At 38.1% G+C, this 19,877-nt stretch carries 17 protein-coding genes; 7 read left to right on the forward strand and 10 right to left on the reverse strand.

Annotated elements, in window-relative coordinates; all coding sequences use genetic code 11:
• Positions 1-81: 81 nt before the first annotated feature.
• The 5 genes from TY87_RS10205 to TY87_RS10225 all read right to left on the reverse strand — a co-directional run bounded on the left by TY87_RS10205 (position 82) and on the right by TY87_RS10225 (position 6,070).
• Positions 82-861: a cyclase family protein gene (locus tag TY87_RS10205; protein WP_100187010.1), complete on the reverse strand. Its 780-nt coding sequence runs from the start codon at positions 859-861 to the stop codon at positions 82-84.
• 7 nt (positions 862-868) lie between these two features.
• Entirely contained in the window at positions 869-2,029 is a 1,161-nt protein-coding gene (locus TY87_RS10210) for an alpha/beta hydrolase family protein (RefSeq protein ID WP_100187011.1), read from the reverse strand.
• A gap of 421 nt (positions 2,030-2,450) precedes the next feature.
• Positions 2,451-3,689: an anaerobic sulfatase maturase gene (locus TY87_RS10215; RefSeq protein WP_100187012.1), complete on the reverse strand. Its 1,239-nt coding sequence runs from the start codon at positions 3,687-3,689 to the stop codon at positions 2,451-2,453.
• A gap of 22 nt (positions 3,690-3,711) precedes the next feature.
• A complete protein-coding gene (locus tag TY87_RS10220) occupies positions 3,712-5,547 on the reverse strand; it encodes an arylsulfatase (RefSeq protein ID WP_100187013.1) in 1,836 nt (611 codons plus the stop codon).
• Between the two features lie 250 nt (positions 5,548-5,797).
• Positions 5,798-6,070 carry a hypothetical protein gene (locus TY87_RS10225; RefSeq protein ID WP_100187014.1) on the reverse strand — a complete coding sequence of 91 codons (273 nt, stop codon included), beginning with the start codon at positions 6,068-6,070 and terminating at the stop codon, positions 5,798-5,800.
• Positions 6,071-6,210: 140 nt separating this feature from the next.
• Between TY87_RS10225 and TY87_RS10230 the strand changes: the two genes are divergently transcribed.
• On the forward strand, positions 6,211-6,672 hold the full coding sequence (locus tag TY87_RS10230) for an acyl-CoA thioesterase (RefSeq protein ID WP_100187015.1): 462 nt from the start codon (positions 6,211-6,213) through the stop codon (positions 6,670-6,672).
• Positions 6,673-6,814: 142 nt separating this feature from the next.
• Here the strand turns inward: TY87_RS10230 and TY87_RS10235 are convergent, their stop codons facing one another.
• From TY87_RS10235 to TY87_RS10250, 4 genes are all read right to left on the reverse strand, one after another.
• Positions 6,815-7,735 carry a LysR family transcriptional regulator gene (locus TY87_RS10235; protein WP_072838361.1) on the reverse strand — a complete coding sequence of 307 codons (921 nt, stop codon included), beginning with the start codon at positions 7,733-7,735 and terminating at the stop codon, positions 6,815-6,817.
• 274 nt (positions 7,736-8,009) lie between these two features.
• The gene (locus tag TY87_RS10240) at positions 8,010-8,348 is read right to left on the reverse strand and encodes a RidA family protein (protein ID WP_072838362.1); all 339 of its coding nucleotides are present in this window, start codon (positions 8,346-8,348) and stop codon (positions 8,010-8,012) included.
• Positions 8,349-8,373: 25 nt separating this feature from the next.
• Entirely contained in the window at positions 8,374-9,627 is a 1,254-nt protein-coding gene (locus TY87_RS10245) for an NAD(P)/FAD-dependent oxidoreductase (protein ID WP_072838363.1), read from the reverse strand.
• 63 nt (positions 9,628-9,690) lie between these two features.
• Positions 9,691-10,725 (reverse strand): histone deacetylase family protein, encoded by a 1,035-nt coding sequence (locus TY87_RS10250; protein WP_072838364.1) that lies wholly within the window; start codon positions 10,723-10,725, stop codon positions 9,691-9,693.
• A gap of 265 nt (positions 10,726-10,990) precedes the next feature.
• Between TY87_RS10250 and TY87_RS10255 the strand changes: the two genes are divergently transcribed.
• The 6 genes from TY87_RS10255 to TY87_RS10280 all read left to right on the forward strand — a co-directional run bounded on the left by TY87_RS10255 (position 10,991) and on the right by TY87_RS10280 (position 16,973).
• Positions 10,991-12,310: an aminotransferase family protein gene (locus TY87_RS10255; protein ID WP_100187016.1), complete on the forward strand. Its 1,320-nt coding sequence runs from the start codon at positions 10,991-10,993 to the stop codon at positions 12,308-12,310.
• A 162-nt stretch (positions 12,311-12,472) separates the two neighbouring features.
• Positions 12,473-13,276: a transporter substrate-binding domain-containing protein gene (locus TY87_RS10260; RefSeq protein ID WP_072838366.1), complete on the forward strand. Its 804-nt coding sequence runs from the start codon at positions 12,473-12,475 to the stop codon at positions 13,274-13,276.
• 130 nt (positions 13,277-13,406) lie between these two features.
• A complete protein-coding gene (locus TY87_RS10265) occupies positions 13,407-14,048 on the forward strand; it encodes an amino acid ABC transporter permease (protein WP_232617105.1) in 642 nt (213 codons plus the stop codon).
• Positions 14,049-14,060: 12 nt separating this feature from the next.
• A complete protein-coding gene (locus tag TY87_RS10270; protein ID WP_100187017.1) occupies positions 14,061-14,714 on the forward strand; it encodes an amino acid ABC transporter permease in 654 nt (217 codons plus the stop codon).
• Between the two features lie 35 nt (positions 14,715-14,749).
• Positions 14,750-15,529 (forward strand): amino acid ABC transporter ATP-binding protein, encoded by a 780-nt coding sequence (locus tag TY87_RS10275; RefSeq protein WP_072838369.1) that lies wholly within the window; start codon positions 14,750-14,752, stop codon positions 15,527-15,529.
• Between the two features lie 556 nt (positions 15,530-16,085).
• Positions 16,086-16,973 (forward strand): histone deacetylase family protein, encoded by an 888-nt coding sequence (locus tag TY87_RS10280; protein WP_100187018.1) that lies wholly within the window; start codon positions 16,086-16,088, stop codon positions 16,971-16,973.
• Between the two features lie 298 nt (positions 16,974-17,271).
• On the opposite strand, the gene TY87_RS10285 is transcribed toward TY87_RS10280, so the two are convergent.
• Entirely contained in the window at positions 17,272-19,857 is a 2,586-nt protein-coding gene (locus TY87_RS10285) for an EAL domain-containing protein (RefSeq protein WP_100187019.1), read from the reverse strand.
• Positions 19,858-19,877 lie beyond the last annotated feature (20 nt).

Genomic DNA, 19,877 nt, shown 5'->3' on the forward strand with positions numbered 1-19,877 from the left:
GCAAAACATGCGCTTTACTCCCTATCTAGAGTGTTGGACACTTTTCATAGTTTTATTGATGAAAAATGCCATGCCGGGCACTCAGTTTTCGATAATAGCAACAGCGCGAGTCCAGCCAGCGGAACCACCGCGCACTTTATGAGGAAAACAGGATACGGTATAACCAAAAGCAGGCAAAGCTTCGAGGTTATGCAGTTTTTCCAAATGACAATAGCCTATGTCTCTACCAGCTTTATGCCCTTCCCAGATAAGAGAGTTATCACCAGTTTCCGCAACTCGTTTAGCAGTATGGCTAAAAGGTGCATCCCAAGACCAAGCATCAGTACCAGTTACTCGTACACCGCGCTCTAATAAATACATAGTGGCTTCATAGCCCATACCACAACCGATATTACAAAAATCTGGATCTCCTACAGCACTTCCTGCAGCAGTATTGATCAATACGATATCCATAGGTTGCAGCTCATATCCAATGCGTTTCAGTTCCGCCTCGACATCAGCAGCGGTTACTACATAACCGTTTTCAAAATGACGAAAATCCAGTTTTACTCCCGGACGAAAGCACCAATCCAATGGCACTTCATCAATGGTAATCGCCCTTTCACCGTTGTTCATTGTAGGATGAAAGTGCCAAGGAGCATCCAAATGTGTGCCATTATGTGTCGTGAGCTTCACTGTTTCAGCAGCAGCAAACCCGTGACCACCTGGGAATTCATCTGCCGCCACACCAGGAAAAAAGTGATTCGCTTCAGGGACTGTTTCTGCGTGCGTCTGATATGTGATCTCTGGGCGCATAAACGGTGGATCTGTAATAACATCGTTTTCAAGATAGATAGATAGATCAATAAATTGACGTGACATAACTCTCTTACCCCTGTTTTCCACCCAATGTTTTAGCGAACCAATCTGCAATATAATCGCAGCCAAAACTCATATTATCTGCGCCAACATGCTCGACACCGCCTTCACGCTCGGTAAAGATTTTAAATTCACGATTTGGTGAGTTGACGAGCTGGTCGTAACTTTGATAAGCGTAGTCAAGATTGATCTGACGATCTTTTTCACCATGAGTAACTAGGAAAGGAACCTTTATTTTTTCCATAACGCCATTCAGATTCATACCTTCCGCTTTGGCAAAAAAATCTTCCATATCCGTCGCGCCAAATACCCACATAACATGTGCCCAGTAATGCGGAACTGGGTTTTCACCCTCGCGCTTTAGACGTTTTTGCTGTACTTCTGCCCAGTTGTGGTTAGCTCCCCACACTGCACCCGCAGCAAATCTAGGTTCGAAAGCAACAGCTCGCGGCGCAAAATGACCACCTAGCGATATCCCCGTCATGCCGATACGAGCTGTATCAACATCATCTTGCTGTTCTAACCAATCAATTGCCTTCGACGCCCAGACTTCGCTATTAGCAACAGCAGGCAGCCCATACGTACGCAAGGTTTCACCAGTGCCAGGCTGATCAACACAAAGGGTTGATATGCCTCGCTTAGCCAATGCTTGTGGTAGGTTTGACCAATAGAGCATCTCTTTACAGCTATCCAAACCGTTACAATAAACCACGGTAGGATGAGGACCATCACCAGGAGCTCGAACATACAGAGCTGGCATCGTGCCACCATTTTCCAGCGGAACCTCTACGTATTCACAATTGTCTTTACTAAATTGGATGCTTTTTCGGAAAGTAGCCTGCGCCTTGTCCCATGTTGCCATGCGATTGGGATGACCCTGCCCCTGCATTCTTTCGGCAACCATGAGGTACAGTGCGGCTCTTTTTAATTTACTACCCGCAGAAAAATAACAACCTTTCGCTTCATCTTCATCGGCTAGACCAATCAGTTTGTCCGCCATTTTCACCCACTGCAGGAGAAACTCATCAGTACCTGCGTCGTCTCCTTTCTCTGCAGCTTCGCGAAGTGGCTTGCACATATCGATGATTTCGCCAATTCTAGCTCCGCTTTCTACTGCAATAGAAACAGATAAGTTCCATACATAATTTGGAAAATATTCAAATAACGCCATGCTTACACCTCTAATTTTTATAATAGTGCCAGATCATTTATCGAACAAAAAAAATACTTATAATTTATAAATGGTAATTTTATAATTAATAAATTTTCATCTGAATTTAATTAAAAAATATTAAAGCCAAAATCAAATTAGATAGCCCCATAAAAACCATTTTATATTTATTTATATTTAATCAATGAACTAACATAAGTAACAAAATAAACAATCTATTAACATTTAAAAAAACACATTAAATATAGACCACTACAGCTTTTCATAAAAAACCTTTAAACAGAATCAACCATTCGATCTGATCGAAAGGTCTTAAAAAAATTTTATGAATCTTTAGACAACGTAAGAAACCAGATCTCAATTTGTAAGTACTATTTGGCACGCTACTAACTGAAAAAAGCATCTTTAGTAACGCCTTACGCTATGAATAAAACCTTCGCTTTATCTCTTGCTTTACCTTTTTCATTGGCAACTGGTGGCTCAACAAGCTTATGGTTTCAGACATTTTCGGTACGGCATGAGAAAAATGCGATTTAAAGCCATCACAAAGATAATTACGATTAAATAGTCCATCACTAGAAGACTCAAATCGGTGTTTTGGACAGCCACCATGACACACGGAACGTACTTCACATTGATGACAATCGACACTGATACTACTGAGTTTATCTTGACCAAATTTAAGGTTTTTCGGCAAATTAACCAGTTCAATCAACGATGTTTCATTAACGTTACCTAACTTATGCTCAGGGTAAACATAGTGATCGCATGAATACACATCTCCGTTAGACTCCATTGCTAAGCCATTACCGCACGTTTCACTAAACACACAAGCCCCCGGACGACCAACAAGCTGACTCATGGTTTGCTCAAAGTTCATCACGAAGACTTCGCCCAAATCGTTTTGTATCCAATGATCAAAAATCGTATTCAAAAACTTGCCATACGCTTTAGCTGGGACAGACCATTCAGCAAGATTTGATTCGCCAGCAAATGTCGGTTGAATCAAGGTTAAGCCATGGCTATCTGGGACAATGGCTTTACGCTCAACCAAGGGAATGAATTGCATATATCGACTACCAATACGTTTTAGAAACGCATATACATTCAATGGCCGCTTAACGTTTTCTGCATTCACGACCGTTAGCGTATTAAAATCCACATTATGTTTTTTAAGTAACGCAAGGCCGTTCAGCGTTTCGTCAAAGGTGCTTTTACCTTTACGGGAAAGACGATAGGTATCGTTGCTAATTCGATCACCATCGATAGAAACACCAATTAAAAAGTGGTGTTCTTTGAAAAATAAAGCCCACTCCTTATCAAGCAAAGTCGCATTGGTTTGCAAGGAATTAGTCACTGTTTTATAACCGCGATATTGCTCTTGAAAAGCTATTGCCTGGCGAAAGAAGTCCACCCCTAACAACGTGGGCTCGCCTCCCTGCCATACAAAGTCAATAACATCTCCTTGCTGAGACTGAATTTGCTCACGTATGTAATTTTCTAGCGTGGTATTGTTCATACGCCACTGTTTTTTTCTATCCGGATAAAGGTGCTCTTTCTCTAGATAGAAACAGTAGGTACAGTCAATATTGCAGACCGAACTACTCGGCTTTGCCATGACACCGAAGTTACTTATTCGCTCTATTACCTTGTGATTCATAGTATCTCCAACAACGAATATGTTATCTACCATTGTAGGAAGCAGCATGCTCCACGACGTTATTTTGGCGAATGTATTCGCGGAACTCTTCTTTCATATCAGCCAACACATCAGGATATTCAGCTGACAAGTCTTTCGTCTCCCCACGATCTTTAGAGATATCATACAAGGCAAAAGGAACATCCTTTGTGAACACTGGCGTACTACTTAAAGGCGCTTGCTGACTCAACTTCCAGTTATCACGAACCAGATAACTGGCTCCCATCAACTCATCTGCCAACACACTTCCTTTCGGATGAACGTCAGTAAAACTTCCTGATTTTTGTAAGGCAGATAAAAATGACACGCCTTTAGGTGGGTAAATCTCTTTATCCTTATAGCGTGTACTCGGTAGATCGACGCCAGCAACATCTAATACGGTAGGTAAAATATCTACAACCTGCAGGCGAGCATTCGAATTGGGTCTATGCTCATTTTGACCGTTTAACTTCACAATAAAAGGTGAGGCTGTCGCCCCTTCTGCACCAGTAAAACCTTTAAATAAACGAAATGGTGCAGCACTCACTTCAGCCCAACGAGGCCCATACGCCACAACGGAACCTTGCTTACCCATATTATCTAATGAGTTATCTACCTTGGTACCAGGAATTGGCAACATGAAAGCTGGCGCGCCTTCTGCCCCATTGTCAGACATAAATAGGATCAAGGTATTATCGTATTCATTAATGTCTTTCAGATGAGCGACTAGCTTTCCTATATGGCGGTCTAGATTGCTTACCATAGCCGCATAAATTTCCATGTTTTTGGCTTCTTTAAGCTTCTCTTCTTCCGTTAGTTCTTTCCAACGTTTTGGACCAATAGACTCTGCGGCAACTTGGTTAACATCCTTAATTAAACCTAAGGCCTTCATTCTGGAAATCCGCTTTTCTCTGATGGCATCATAGCCTTCATCATATCGACCTTTTTGAGCATCAATATCCACTTGCGGCGCTTGTAATGGCCAATGAGGAGCCGTATAGGCTGCGTAGGCAAAGAAAGGTTTACCATCGCCACGACTCGAATCAATATAATCAATTAGCTTATTGGTATAGAACTCAGTGGAATAAAAGTCTTTTGGTAATTGCGTGGCAGGAAATAAACGATCATTTTCAGCATACATGGTTAGATCAAGCGGAGTAGGCACGGCTGGTGGAGCAAAATGTGACCCGCCACCATCCACTAAGGTATAGCTTTTCTCAAACCCTCTCACGTAAGGCAGTGCACTTTTATTAACACGATACCAGCGTTTGTGATCTTTATCGGGGGCTTTCACGTCGTAAGCTAAATGCCATTTCCCTACCATATAAGTATGATAACCAGCATCAGAGAGCAACTCTGGCATAGTGGCTGTTTTTTCACTTATATGACCATGATAGCCTTCAGGAATATTATCAAAATCATAGCTATTCGATGCTCCCCAAGGCGCATTGATTGGCTTATTCTGAACAATATTCAGCCCTACAACCTCACCCATATTACCGATACCCGCTAGATGATGATCAACCCCTGTCATCAGACTTGCCCGAGTAGGCGAACACACAGCTGCGGTGTGAAAATTAGTTAGAATACGACCATGTGCTGCCAAAGCATCAATATTTGGGGTGTTTATTTCACTACCAAAAGCGCTCAGATCTGAATAGCCCAAATCATCTGCCATAATCAACAATATATTAGGGCGACTAAGGCTGGAGGATACAGTTTCAGCCTGAATAGCAACCGACGTGGTCAATAAAGAAACGGCAACAAGACCAAGACGTAAGTGAGGAATTTTGAATTTCAACAAGGCACTCATGCCATTGTCATGAAAGCGATCAATCATAGATACATCCACTAACTAGCTGTGTTTTATTTTTATTAGAAACAAAGCTATCAGTAACTAGCCTTTGATCAAGCCCTTAAAAGTGAACCCATGTATTGATGAAATCGAATGATGATGGCGCGACAAGCAATAAAGAGGTACCAAACAATATCTACTCTTCATCTTCAGTGGCAGAATAATAAAAAGACCAAACGTTATGTTCGGTCTTTTTGTGCATTCATATCGATTGAATATCGTTCATATATTAGCCTTACTCAATAACACCCGATTGTTTCTCAATTTCATGTAACTCATCGGAAACAACTTTTTCTTGAGTAGGAATATATTTTTTCAGAGTCTCATGATAAGGACAGCCGGAGAACTTTGGATCCCCTTTGTATAGTGACGCGAAATGCTCAGGGAATGCCTTATCAAGCTTGCGAATTTCTTCGCGAACTTCGGCTTTTTCTTCCCCAGTCATTTTATCTCTAGCATCAATATAGGCTTCCGTAGGATCATCCTCGTAGTTAAGAAAAACACACATAGAGTTAAACCTAGTGTAGCAGCGTAGTTAATTTGGCTATCTAATGAGAGATGTTAATATGCACAAATAGGCGAACACTAAAAATTTTTACTCTAAAATGAATTTATTGCAACTAACGCTTTACCCTACAGAGATCAACTATGTTTCATACTACAATAATAAAACCTAGATTTTCTGAAACAGATAAATTAGGACATATAAGCAATACCGTTTTTCCTGTTTGGATGGCCGAATCACGCTCCGATTTCTGCCGATCAGCCCTTGAAATAATACAGCCTTGGGTGGTTGCTAATATTTCTATCGATTTCAAAAAAGAAGTACTTCATGGTGATGATGTCATCGTCAATACTTATGTGGAACGCACTGGCAACAAGTCGATTACTTTTTATCAAGAAATGTTTCAATACGAGAAACTTTGCGTAGTAGGACGTACAACAGTTGTATGTATAGACAAAGCCACAAAACAATCTTGTTCATTAAATAGCAATGACAAGGAAAAGCTCCAACCATATCTAGTAATACTTGAAAGTGATGGTAACAACACATCCTTACAGTACAAGCAGCCGAACAGTTTCGATGAGCAAAAAAAATCACCGGCTTAATGTAAGCAACCCTGCTTTTAGCTTACCCACGTATTCAAGTTCTCCGCATGCAGACAAAGTAATATCAGAGCAATGGGCCACAACAGACGCCTATATCAATACATTAACAAGAACGTTATAAGGTTAAATTGGCGTTTGTAGATCAAGAGCCATAAAACGCTACTATTTCTTCAATAAACTTAGACTCTATAAGTGACAAGGCTCGGGTTTTATGCCAATAAATATGAACAGGGATATCAGCCACGCCGTCTTCAGGAGGTAAGCGTCTAAGCTTGGATTCTAGATGGGTCGCTTCAATAAATTGATCAGGCAATGCTCCAATACCATATCCAGTATAAATGAGGCGGACAGCTTCATCTAGATTATTAGTATAAGCACTAATACGACCATTTAAACCATGGGCTTCCTTGAATAAAGTAATTGGTGAAAGAACATCGCCAATATCTTCACACAATAAAGCAATAAACTCTTCTTTTAATAAACTATCTAGACTCAAATCAATAGCATCAAATAGAGGATGATGATACCCACAATACAAATAATATCGCTGTTCAAACAATAGTTTATGGTTAATTACTTCAGGGGTATATCTTCCTAAACAAATACCAATTGCAGGATTTTTTTGCTCAATATCACTTAAAATATCCAGACTAGATTTAACGTTCATATTCAACGTTATATTAGGATACTTTCTTTTAAAATAGACTAAAAAATTATTATATTTTGGATTGTGAATTCGACTAGCCACCAAAATCTTAATCTCACCTTCTAATAAATGTGAGTTAATTCCTTTCATCGCCTCAATGGAAGTAATTTCTGTGAAAATTGTTTGAGCAACTTTCAAACAATAGTGACCCATTGGAGTAAGCTTTAAAGGTTTGGTATTGCGGATAACAAGTTGACTGTCAATTTTCTCTTCAAGCTTCTTTAAGCTTTGACTGACAGCCGATTGAGTGATGTTCAAACGATTAGCAGCAGCACTAACACTCCCTTCTTCATATATAACAATAAGCACATGAAGTAGTGTCCAATTCAAATTATCTGCTAATTTCTGTTGTATCATAATAATCAAAGCACTTATATTATCGTGTTTTTATAACTGAAAAATGCAAATCGAAGGCTATGGTTTTTACACCGACAATCACACAGCACGATACATTTTTTCACCCTATTGTAACGGATACTACAATATAGTTAGATACTACACAGATTTTTATTTTATTATTTATACTATTCTTTAAAATTTAAGAAATTTGTCTTCTTTTCAAGTAGAAATGCATGATCATTAGCAGACTGTTTGTCATCAGCCAATGATCACACAGCGTATACGCAACTTCTTATTCAGCAGCAATCACTGTGATTTCTACCAACAAATCAGGATGGGCTAGAACCGACTCGCCACATGCTCTAGCTGGCGGTAAAGTACCATCAAACCACTTGTCCCAAACTGCATTCATTGCTTGAAAATCGGTCATACTTTTCAACCATACCGTTGCTGACAATATTTTCGATTTGTCACTACCCATTTCTTCTAATAGCGCTTGTATTTTTTTCAAACAAGTTAATGTTTGTTCTGACACATCCTCATCAATAGCACCAACTTGACCTGATAAATATATCGTATGATTATGGGTCACTATTTGGCTCATACGCTGATTGCTATGAAACTTTTGCATTATTCTTCCTCTAGGTAGTAAAAAATCATTCTATTTTAGAAAATCGCTGAGCATTAAATGGACTAACGTCAACTATTGTCGGTTTATTATGAATTAACTCTTCAATAATACGACCTGTAATCGGCCCTAATGTGAAGCCTTGGTGGCCATGTCCAAATGCGAGCCATAAATTAGCATGCTTACCAGCAGCACCAATTACAGGTTTCATATCTGGCATACAAGGTCTAGAGCCACACCATGGTTCATTTTCAACGCTATCATTTAAAGGTAAGATTTTTTTTGCGAAAGCCACTACATCAGACAGTTGTCCTACATTTTTTTTCGCGTCTATTAAGGTCATCTCAGCCCCAGTAGTAATACGAATGCCTTGTTGCATAGGCCCCATAACAAATCCTTTGTCGACTTCGACCAAGCTGTGATTAATTGTGTTTTCGTTTTGAACTTTAAAGTGTTGGTGATAACCACGCATTGGAAATAAAGGAAAATCATACCCTAAAGGCTTTATCAGCTGATTCGACCAAGGCCCGGCAGCAACAACTATGTGATTACAGTAAAAAATACCGTCATCCGTTATTATCTGCCACCCATCGCCATCTGGAAGAATTTTTTTAACATCACTATCTCTTATCTCTCCTCCCATGTTTTGGAAGCTTTTAGCATAGGCTTTAACCAATGCTCCAGGGTTTGAAACCTGCCAAGAATTTAACCAATGTATTGCTCCAACTACCCCTTTAAAGTTGCAATGAGGCTCTAATTTTTGCAATTCTTTCAAAGAAAGAATCTGATGATTAACACCTTGATCACAACTTTTTTTAGCAACTTCAACAGCCGCTTTAAATTTAGTCTCGGTTCTATGGATCTCAATCCAACCATCACGCCGAATGAGGTTTTCAACATTGGCGGCTGTAATCATCTTTTGATGTTCACATGTGCAATGCTCAATTAGAGTCTGCCATTCTTTTTCTATTTTTTGGACTAAATGTTGAGATGAAAATTGCCAGTACTGGAGTAGAGCTTGTCGATAATGTAGAAGTGCAGGCCAACGATAACGAATACTGGTATTGTTGTTAGGCACTATTTTCAACAGTTCAAATAGCTGTCTTGGAAAAGGATGTATGTGGATCGCCTCTCGCTGAATCAGACCGGCGTTACCATATGATGTTTCTGATCCTGGTGACTTTCTATCTATTAATAGAACCTTAGTTTTTTTTTCCTGAAGGTGCCAAGCTATAGACGTTCCAACCATACCTGCACCAACAACAATAACCTCATAGCGCATAACATATCCTTTTCCCAATCTGTGTATAAATTCACATATACCTAGACATAAAAATGCAAAGTGTTATTCATCTAAGGTGAAACCAGATATAAATGCTTGAAGGTTTTCATTCAGCTTTTCAATACAGTAACCACCTTCTACCAAAATAATAATGGGCTTATTAAGTGCCTTTAGTTTTTTTGACAATCTAAAAAAACCATTTGTACTAACATTACATTTAGCTTGCGGATCATCTTTATAAACATCAAAACCTAGAACGTGAATAACAACGTCTGGATTAAATAATTTTACTTTATCAATTGCTTTATCAACATAGTTGAAAAATCCGTCTTCATCTGTTCCATGAGGCATTGGAAAGTTATTGTTATACCCATAACCCTCTCCTTCTCCTTTTTCGTGCTCATGCCCAGAAACTATCGGATAAAAATTGATAGGGCTACCATGTACTGAAGCATATAAAACGTCTTTACGGTTATAAAAAATCTCCTGTATTCCCTGTCCATGGTGCATATCTGTATCTATGATGGCAATTTTTTTAAATTTTGGTTTTAAATACTCAGCAATAATTGCAGCATTATTCAAATAACAAAAACCACCTGCTGCACTTTTTCGCGCATGATGTCCAGCAGGCCTTGTTAGACATATCTGTACTTTATTTGACGGCTCTCCCTCTTTTAATAATGCATCAGCTGCATTTAATGCAGTTTGAGCAGACCAATAAATAGATGTCCATGTGTATTTTCCTATAGGAGCACTACCATCCGCTTGATATTTAGCCGCTTTAGCTAAAATACCAAGCCCAAAGTTATTATGTGGCATATAGATTGATGTCTGAACCTCTTCTCCTACCTCATCCTCTAAAGCAATCCATTCATCATAGCCATTTTTTAGAAACTCCACATAACCAAAGTCATGTACTGCTAGAATTGGATCAATGCCAATTTCTTTAGCATCTATTACGTTTAAACCCATGGCTTCAGGAGCTCTTAATAAAGCAGTTAATCTCTCTGGCTTTTCTTGAGGTTGATGTATTTTACCCCGAGAATAAAAGCTTTTAGGCTTATGTAACTTTTGATTTTCATGACTGTATATTTTCATATTACGCACTCTTATTTAACGCTTAAATTCTCGGTTAAAGACATTTTTACATTTGATCGATCAAATGTATTTCCCACAGAATGAAAGGTCAAATTATATAAAATAATATAAGGTATAAGTACAGCTAATATATTTTCAGATAAATGGCAAAATAATCCAAAATCAAACAAATTAACTAATATATTTCATTGAAATAAATTTTTACTTGTACATATAATGAATTCAGTCGAAAAACACCGTCATGCACCTGACAATAGGAAATGTAATGACTAATAACGCTTTATTCTACTTGACCAATAACGATATGCCGGTTGTCAGTCATGCAAATGGTATTTATATCTGGGATACACAAGGACATCGCTACATAGATGGTTGCTCAGGTGCTATTACTTGTAATATTGGACACAACCATCCGACCGTAATACAGGCAATGTCTGAACAACTAAATAAAATTGCTTTTAGCTATCGAACTCAATTCGAAAGTCAAGTTGCTGTAGATTTAGCAGATCAACTTGTCAATATAACTGAAGGTGACTTGGATAAAGTTTTCTTTGTTGGTAGTGGTTCAGAAGCTGTCGAAAGCGCAATAAAGCTAGCAGTACAGTATTTTGTCGCTAGTAGCCAACCAAAACGCTGCAAGTTTATATCCTTAAGTCCTTCGTATCACGGTAGCACTCTTGGAGCCTTAGGTTTAACTGGGTACGAACCATTAGAGGCACCATATCGCTCAATTTCTATTAGTTCTATAAAAGTGCCCTCTCCAGATTTATACCGCTACAAAGAAGCCAACATTGAAGAACACATCACAACAGTACTGATACAGACTGAGAACGCTATTTTAACAGCAGGTGCAGACACAATAGCTGGCATTGTCTTAGAGCCAGTTGGCGGAGCCAGTACTGGTGGACGCATGGTCACCAAACGTTATATGGAAGGGTTGCGTGCTTTGTGTGATCGATATGGTTGTCTATTAATTATGGACGAAGTACTCAGTGGTATGGGACGCACAGGAAAATGGTTTGCTTATCAACATTTCGGCATAGCACCTGATATTTTAACATTGGCCAAAGGCTTAGGTTCTGGTTATTACCCTATAGCGGCTATGATGGCGCGAAAAGAGTTAGTCGATGTTGTAGACCTTAGTGGTGGTTTCATGCATGGTCATACATACGCAGGAAACCCTCTAGCATGCGCCACCGGCCTTGCTGTTATTGATGTAATGAATACTGAACAACTGATCAGTAATTCTTCAAAACAAGGCACCTATCTTCATCAGCAACTTGAACTACTGGCCCTTAAGCATAATTGTATTGGTGATATACGTGGCATTGGCTTGCTTCAAGGTCTAGAACTCGTACAAAACAAGATAACCAAAGAACCTTATCCACCATCGTTTAATGCCTTTGAAAAAATCACAACTCTAGCCAAGAAACGCGGCTTACTTATTTACCCAAGACGTTGTTTAAATGGTTTAGCAGGAGACCATGTATTAATTACACCGCCACTAACCGTAACCAGTGAAGATATTGATGAAATAATTACCTTATTGGACGAAAGTTTTACTGCTTTCGAGCAAATAAAATAGAATAAATAATACTCCATATAAGAGCAGGTATTGATATTAGAAATATTAAAAACGAATAAAAAGAGAGTTAAAAGATAAAATAATAATAAATCAGTATAAAAATTGCGATGCACAATAATGTGCGCCGTCTATCATAATAAACTGAAAAGAAAGGAACAAAATATGAAAAAATTCACAAAAAAAATATCACAAACTTTTATGCTTGCAGCCGTCATCTCTGGTGCTACCGCTATGGTTTCCACGTCAACATACGCACGTGACCTAGATGAAATCCGTGGTGATGTACTTCAAGTGGTCAATTCAGGTGCTTATCCTCCGTTTAGTTTTGTCAATACTCAAGGTGAGTTAGTCGGCTTTGATGTAGATATTGCCGAGGCTCTAGCTGAAAAGATGGGAGTTAAAGTTAATGTTCAGTCATCTCCTTGGAATGGCATTATTGCAGCTCTAGCCGGTGGTCGTTTTGACGCCTGTATTTGTAGTATGAGTGATACCGAAGAACGTAGAAAAGCCGTCGCTTTCACAGACTCTTACTATAGTGCTGGCTTAGCAGTCTGGGTAAAAAGTAATACTAATGATGTGAGTAGTCTTGCAGATTTTTCTGGTAAGCGTGTTGGCTCTACTTTAGGTGAAACAGGTAACCAGTGGGCAGTAGAAAAAGCCGATGGTAAATGGCGTAACCAAACCTTTCAAGGCTTACCTGATATGATGAATGCTCTTAATACAGGCCGCATTGATATAATGATTGCTGATGACGTACCTGTCATGGTGGCCATTAGAGAAAACAAAAGCGATATTAAAATAGTCGATGTAGGTCCTTTACCTCGCTTTCCAGCCGCAATTTCTATTCAAAAAAATAAGCCTCAGTTACTTGCTGCTTTAAATTCTGCTTTAAAAGAGATCAAGTCCGATGGTACTTACCAGGCAATTGTAGATCAATGGATTGGTAAAGGTGCCAATATCCAGTAAAGACCATGGGAAAGATCATCGCATTTAATGCGCTGATCTTTTTTCACGCTAATACTTCTCATTAAGAAGTTACATTGTACGTAGCAGCTTAATAACGAAAAACAAAGGTAAGCTCATGGATTTCAATTTGATGATCGAGGTTACTCCGTTGCTAGTCAAAGCAGCGTGGATCACGATCGATATTTCTATCCGCTCATTATTTTTTGGCTTCTTTATTGCGTGCGGACTGGTTTTTTTACAGTCTTTTCAATTTGCACCTATACGCTGGTTTGCTCGTGGCTATATTAGTGTCATCCGAGGAACGCCATATTTCGTGCAGCTATTATTAGTGTTTTATGGTGGACCAAGTATTGGCTTAAGGCTTGACCCCATTACGTGCGGAGTTGTCGTCGGTGCATTCAATATTGCGGCCTATATGAGCGAAGCTATTAGGGGCTCTATTGAGTCTGTTGATAGCGGCCAAGTAGAAGCCTCAAGGTCTCTAGGTTTTGGGAAAGTTCAAACTTTAGTATCTATTATACTACCGCAATCAGCTGCACTGATGATCCGCTCTATCGGGATATTAGCCATCGTGTTGATCAAAAACTCTTCATTGGTTTCTATAATATCGGTGGTTGAATTAACTTATCAAGCACAACGTTTGATTGGTTCTACCTATAAACCCTTAGAGATATTTACGCTTAGTGCGTTTATGTATGTCATCATAATTTATGCGGTAATGGGAATTATTGAATTAGCCTATCGTCGTGCAATGCGTTATACAACCCTATAGGAGGTTCCAGAAATGGAATTTGATTTCACTCCGGTAATAACTTATTTTCCTACCTTATTAAAAGGGGTTGGAGTGGGTTCTCTTGTTGCTGTTATCGTTGCTTTTATGTCAATTGTAGGTGGTTTATTAGTAGCGGTGATATCTATTTATATTAATAAAATAGTGAGTTGGCCCCTACGCTTTTTTATCTGGCTATTCATGACAACGCCCTTATTACTCCAGCTCTATTTTTTATATTTTGGTCTTGGCGAATGGATTCTGATTCCCGCCATATTAGTTGGCATACTCGGACTAGGTTTTCATTATATGGCATATAATGCTGACATCTTCGTAGCGACTATAAAGTCAGTATCAAATGGACAATATGAAGCATCACGATCTCTCGGATTCGGACATGCAGCTACTATTTTTTATATTATCGTCCCACAAGCTTTTATTCGCTCTATCCCTCAATTAGGAAACAATATGATCTTGATGGTAAAAGACACGTCGGTTTTATCAGCAATTGGGGTTGCTGAATTAGTGTATGCCTCTCAGTATGCAATAAGTGTGTCTTTCAGACCATTTGAATTCTTTATTGTCATCGCTGCAATGTATTATCTAATCAATATATTTATGGAACTAGGACAAGTTTGGCTTGAACGTGAAACAGCGTATCGTCGTTAAAACTTCACCAATTTTATAATTAAGGTAGAACGGAAATGAATACAGAACGAAATAAAGACGAACCGATGATTGAAATTCGTGATGTTCACAAAAGTTTTGGCGACTTGGAAGTTCTAAAAGGCATCAACTTAACGGTTAATAGAGGAAAAATAGTCTCTATTATTGGCCCTTCTGGATCTGGTAAAAGTACATTATTGCGCTCTGTGAATCACCTTGAAGTAATTGATCAAGGTAATATTCTTCTTGATGGAGTGCAAGTTAATCGGCCCGATATGAAAGGTTTGCAATTTGAGCGGCATATTAACCATATACGCCAGAATATGGGTATGGTTTTCCAACACTTTAACCTTTTCCCCCATTTATCTACAATTGATAACATCACTTTAGCACCTAGAAAACTTAAAAAAATGCCCCCAAAAATAGCTAGAGAACTTGGTATGGAGTTGCTTAATAGAGTAGGTCTTGCCAGTAAAGCTGATGTATTTCCAAATTGGTTATCAGGTGGTCAAAAGCAACGAGTCGCTATTGCTCGAGCTTTAGCAATGGAGCCTAAAGTAATGCTATTTGATGAAGCGACTTCTGCTTTAGACCCAGAGCTTGTTGAAGAAGTTAATCAGGTAATGCAAAGCCTAGCTGAAGAGCAAATGACCATGTTGATCGTGACACACGAAATGGGATTTGCACGTGATGTTTCAGATTGGGCTATGTTCATGGATGGTGGTGTCGTTGTTGAAGAATGCGCTCCTCAGAAGTTATTTAGTAACCCTGATCAGGAACGGACTCAAAATTTTCTGCGTAAGCATCTTAACTCCTGATTATCCTAAAACATTTTTTAAAATTTTTATTAATAAAAAACCGTATAAAAAATACGGTTTTCTATTTTATTAGATATGCAAAGGATATGAAAACATGAGAACTAAAAAAATATGGCGCAGATCAAATTTAGAGAAACCTTAGAGGCTTATTGTTTTTCGACTGATTTTTTCTGTCATGATGGCCATGTGAGTATCACATTAGGTGTTACACTTAGTTTAACATAAAGACCTAAAATTCGCATAAAGACCTAAAATGGCCGTGCCATTTTGTTATTTTAATCGGCAGGAAAAACAGGTTTTGGTGCTGAATTACTGTTAGAAATAATTGATTAAACACTTGTTCATCATATTGAATAGCAAAGCTTTTAAATAATGTCATCTGCCCTATTATCAATAATAAACTTTATGGAGAAATACTCTGAAAGCCTTCTATCATAAAAACCAAAAAAAACACAGCCCTAAATTTTATATTAAACATGGCAAACCAACACCTGCAAAAGAAATCCCAGAGCGAGAAGACGTTTTTATAAAGGTAATAAATGAGCTTAATATCCCCTTGGAAGAAGCTAATGATTTTGGCATGTCATTTATCTCTGCAGTTCATACACCAAATTATTTATTTTTTTTAAAAACTATCTATCCTAAATGGGCTTTATTATCTGAGCCTAGCTCCGAGATTTTTCCTGAAAGTCACCCAGTAAAACACACTCCTTCATATCCCAAAGATACTATTGGTCAAATCGGATGGCATATTATGGATTTATCTTGTCCAATTGGGGAAGAAAGCTGGTTGGGAGCTTACGCATCAGCACAAACAGCCATTAGTGCTGCAGACTGCATAGCAACAGGAAAATCCAGTACTGCGTATGCTGCTTGCCGCCCACCTGGCCATCATGCCCATTCGGATGGTGCCGCAGGTTTTTGCATATTAAACAATTCTGCTATTGCCGCTGAAAGATTATTAAAAGACTTTGATAGAGTTGCCATTTTAGATGTGGATCTACATCACGGAAATGGAACCCAGGCAATATTTTGGAATCGTCGCGATGTTATGACAATCTCAATACATGCTGACCCTGCTATTTGCTATCCACATTATTGGGGATATGAGCATGAAAAGGGTGAAGGCCAAGGTTATGGTTTCAATATCAACTTTCCGATTCCAGAGGGTACATCAGATAATGATTATATGTCTGTCCTTGAAAAAGCAATTGACCAACTTAAAACCTACTCTCCAGATGTCATCATCCTAGCCTTAGGCCTCGATGCCTCTGAACAAGATCCAATTGACATGTTAGGTTTAACAACCGCAGGCTTTTCAGAAATTGGACAGCGCGTGAAAGCACTTAATCTACCAACATTAATCGTACAAGAAGGTGGTTATATTTCTCCAATTCTAGGAGATAATTTAGCGGCTTTATTGAAGGCTTTTATTAATGAATAATTTAATCTGAACAATAAGTATAGGCACCTATTTGGTGCCTGACTCTAACGGTAGTAAATGTCTGGAAAAACATGCTGCATTGCCCAATAAAACTACCTTCCTAACGTTTCGAAAAATAAGAGAGTTTTAAGAAGCAGTATAAAAATTTTATACTTTACAGATCGTTTTAAATCACAAAAAGCCCCGACTCTTTGAATGATTACTAACAGTAAAGGCTTTTTATTGTTACTTTGGATAAGTAAAAAATATCGACTATTTTTAATCATATCCCCCCTAACTAAATAATCCAACTTTATGATTACTTACTAAGAAACGACATGTATTTTTCATTAGATATGACTTCTATCTGAGAGTTATTCAGCCATGTTTCAATTTCAATTGAATTAAGCGCCTTAGAAAACAAAAAACCTTGTGCAATACCGTAGCCTAGCTCTTTTAAAATGCTGCATTGCTCTTGACTTTCAACACCTTCAGCCACGACATCTAACTTTAAGCTATGCCCTATATGCAGCACTGCCAGGCTTAAGGCTCGACTAATATCATCTGTTTCAAGTTCAGAAACAAAACTCTTGTCTAATTTTAACTCTTTAAAAGGAATTTTTCTTAAGTAGCTGAGACTAGAGTATCCTGTTCCAAAATCATCAATTGAAAGACTAATGCCTTTATTATGAATATCATTTAGAACTTGGATTGTTCTTGGATTTGTATCAAGTAAGACACTTTCTGTTATCTCTAGAGTAAGATCTAATACTTTTAGGTTATGATATTCCAATTCACTTATTATTAAATTGCAAAGATCAACGTCATGAAAGTTAAGTGGGGATAAATTCACAGAGATAGTAGGAATAAATATACCTTTTTTTCGCCAAACTGACATTTGACGGCATGCCTCTCTCAATACCCAACGACTAAGATCAGTAATCAATCCGCATTCTTCTGCAATTTTTATAAAACGTGTAGGTGGAACAGCACCAAACTTAGGATGATTCCATCTAGCCAGCGCTTCAACTCCATACAAACTGCCTGTATTCATTTTAATTTGAGGCTGATAATTTAGCTCTAACTGGTTATTTGATATTGCTTTTTGAAGTTCAACTTCGAGCTCTTGCCTTTCGATTGCCAATTGATTTAATTCATGACTAAAAAAAGAAAATCGTCCTTTCCCCTGTTTTTTAGCTTGATACATTGCCATATCTGCACGATGAATTAGAGTACTAATATCATGACCATCTTCAGGAAAAATGCTTATACCGATGCTAGCAGAGGGTATGATTTTAGAACCATTAATCTCTATTGGATGAGAAAATGACAACCTTAAATCTTCAATAAAATAATTTAGATCACTGGAGCTTTTCCCCAAAACAACTAATAAAAATTCATCTCCTGCTAAACGTCCACAAATATCTGAGTTTAAACATTTTTTATTTATTCTTGCAGCGATCTCAATAAGTAATTTATCGCCTACATGATGCCCAAAAGAATCATTAACTAACTTAAAACGATCTAAATCTATAAAGAGCACAGCAAGAACATCATTATTTTTTTCAACATTCTTTAGAGCCTGTTCTGCACGAGCATGCAAAACACTTCTATTTGGCAACTTTGTTAAACTATCATAATAGGCAAGATGTCTTATATTTTCACGCTGTTTCTCCCTATCGAAAGCTAAAGAACATAACGGAGCAAGTACCTTTACTAGTTGCCGTTCAAATAATGATGGAGGATGATTGTCTTTTCTATAAAAAGCAATTACACCTACAGATTCATCTTGACTACCTATAATGGGAGAGGACCAACAACCTTTATAACCGCAAGGTAAGGGTAAGATAGGTCCCCTAAAATTATCCCATAATGGAGCGCTTTCACTATCAGTAACAAGTACTGGCAGACTGAGATATGCCTCAGTGCCTGAAGAAGCAACATCACTACCCAATGGAGTTTTTTGTAAAAACTTCTTGTATTCACTCGGTAATTTTGGAGAGGATAAAAGTTGCAGATAATTACCATTGACTAATAAAATTGCAGGAGTAATGTCGTCGACTAACCGACTAATTTCATGACAAACAGATTCCATAATCATCTCTAAAGGCTCATCTCTAGCTAGAGAGCCAACAATTTTGGAGTGCAATACTTCATGAATTTTTGTTTGAGTAATATCGGATAAAATTGCGACAATGTTAGTGAGCTCTCCAGCTTCATTAAAAGCAGGATCAATCATCACAGAACACCAGATTTTTTTTCCACATTTACTCTTAATAAGTTCATCAATCTTAACCTCAACGCCGTTTACCAATGTCTCTCTTAATTCTATAATTCGGTCTTCACTAAAGTGCGGAGCAATAACAGAAGTGGGCGTATGACCCAAAAGATCGTCATTTTCATATCCTAAAAGAGTCGAAAAGCCCTCATTAATGTAAACAACTTTCCAAGAAGCGTCAGTAATCAATATTGCGTTACCAGTTTTATCCGTTACTAAAGAAAGCATTTCAACACGCTTACGTTCAATAACAGAAGATGTTACATCTTGAATAAAAGCAGTGTACAAAAAAACACCGTCAACATTAACTTTTGATATGGACATTGATCCCCATTTTTTCGAACCATCTTTGCAAACTATCTCAACATCTCGGTTGGTACCGACAATTTTATTCGCACCGGCATTTCGATTAGCATTAACATAATTATCATGATTAGGTTTAATGCTATCAGGGACAAGAATTTTTACATTTTTTCCGATGACTTCTTTTCTTTTGTACCCCCAAAATTTTTCTGCTGAATAATTGTAAAAAACGATATCATTTTCAGGATTAATTACAACCACACTATCTATTGCTTGCTCAAGTGTTTCTACAAACAAATCAGATAACAAATTTTTAGCCGGCATCAAAAAATCCTTAAAAACTA

Source organism: Marinomonas sp. BSi20584 (assembly GCF_002792415.1).
GTDB lineage: Bacteria > Pseudomonadota > Gammaproteobacteria > Pseudomonadales > Marinomonadaceae > Marinomonas > Marinomonas polaris.

Coding starts and splice junctions, on each gene's coding strand:
- TY87_RS10255 (WP_100187016.1), top strand. CDS start 10,991: ATGACTAATAACGCTTTATTCTACTTGACCAATAACGATATGCCGGTT.
- TY87_RS10270 (WP_100187017.1), top strand. CDS start 14,061: ATGGAATTTGATTTCACTCCGGTAATAACTTATTTTCCTACCTTATTA.
- TY87_RS10265 (WP_232617105.1), top strand. CDS start 13,407: ATGATCGAGGTTACTCCGTTGCTAGTCAAAGCAGCGTGGATCACGATC.
- TY87_RS10205 (WP_100187010.1), bottom strand. CDS start 861: ATGTCACGTCAATTTATTGATCTATCTATCTATCTTGAAAACGATGTT.
- TY87_RS10250 (WP_072838364.1), bottom strand. CDS start 10,725: ATGAAAATATACAGTCATGAAAATCAAAAGTTACATAAGCCTAAAAGC.
- TY87_RS10210 (WP_100187011.1), bottom strand. CDS start 2,029: ATGGCGTTATTTGAATATTTTCCAAATTATGTATGGAACTTATCTGTT.
- TY87_RS10245 (WP_072838363.1), bottom strand. CDS start 9,627: ATGCGCTATGAGGTTATTGTTGTTGGTGCAGGTATGGTTGGAACGTCT.
- TY87_RS10225 (WP_100187014.1), bottom strand. CDS start 6,070: ATGTGTGTTTTTCTTAACTACGAGGATGATCCTACGGAAGCCTATATT.
- TY87_RS10215 (WP_100187012.1), bottom strand. CDS start 3,689: ATGAATCACAAGGTAATAGAGCGAATAAGTAACTTCGGTGTCATGGCA.
- TY87_RS10240 (WP_072838362.1), bottom strand. CDS start 8,348: ATGCAAAAGTTTCATAGCAATCAGCGTATGAGCCAAATAGTGACCCAT.
- TY87_RS10275 (WP_072838369.1), top strand. CDS start 14,750: ATGAATACAGAACGAAATAAAGACGAACCGATGATTGAAATTCGTGAT.
- TY87_RS10230 (WP_100187015.1), top strand. CDS start 6,211: ATGTTTCATACTACAATAATAAAACCTAGATTTTCTGAAACAGATAAA.
- TY87_RS10260 (WP_072838366.1), top strand. CDS start 12,473: ATGAAAAAATTCACAAAAAAAATATCACAAACTTTTATGCTTGCAGCC.
- TY87_RS10220 (WP_100187013.1), bottom strand. CDS start 5,547: ATGATTGATCGCTTTCATGACAATGGCATGAGTGCCTTGTTGAAATTC.
- TY87_RS10285 (WP_100187019.1), bottom strand. CDS start 19,857: ATGCCGGCTAAAAATTTGTTATCTGATTTGTTTGTAGAAACACTTGAG.
- TY87_RS10235 (WP_072838361.1), bottom strand. CDS start 7,735: ATGATACAACAGAAATTAGCAGATAATTTGAATTGGACACTACTTCAT.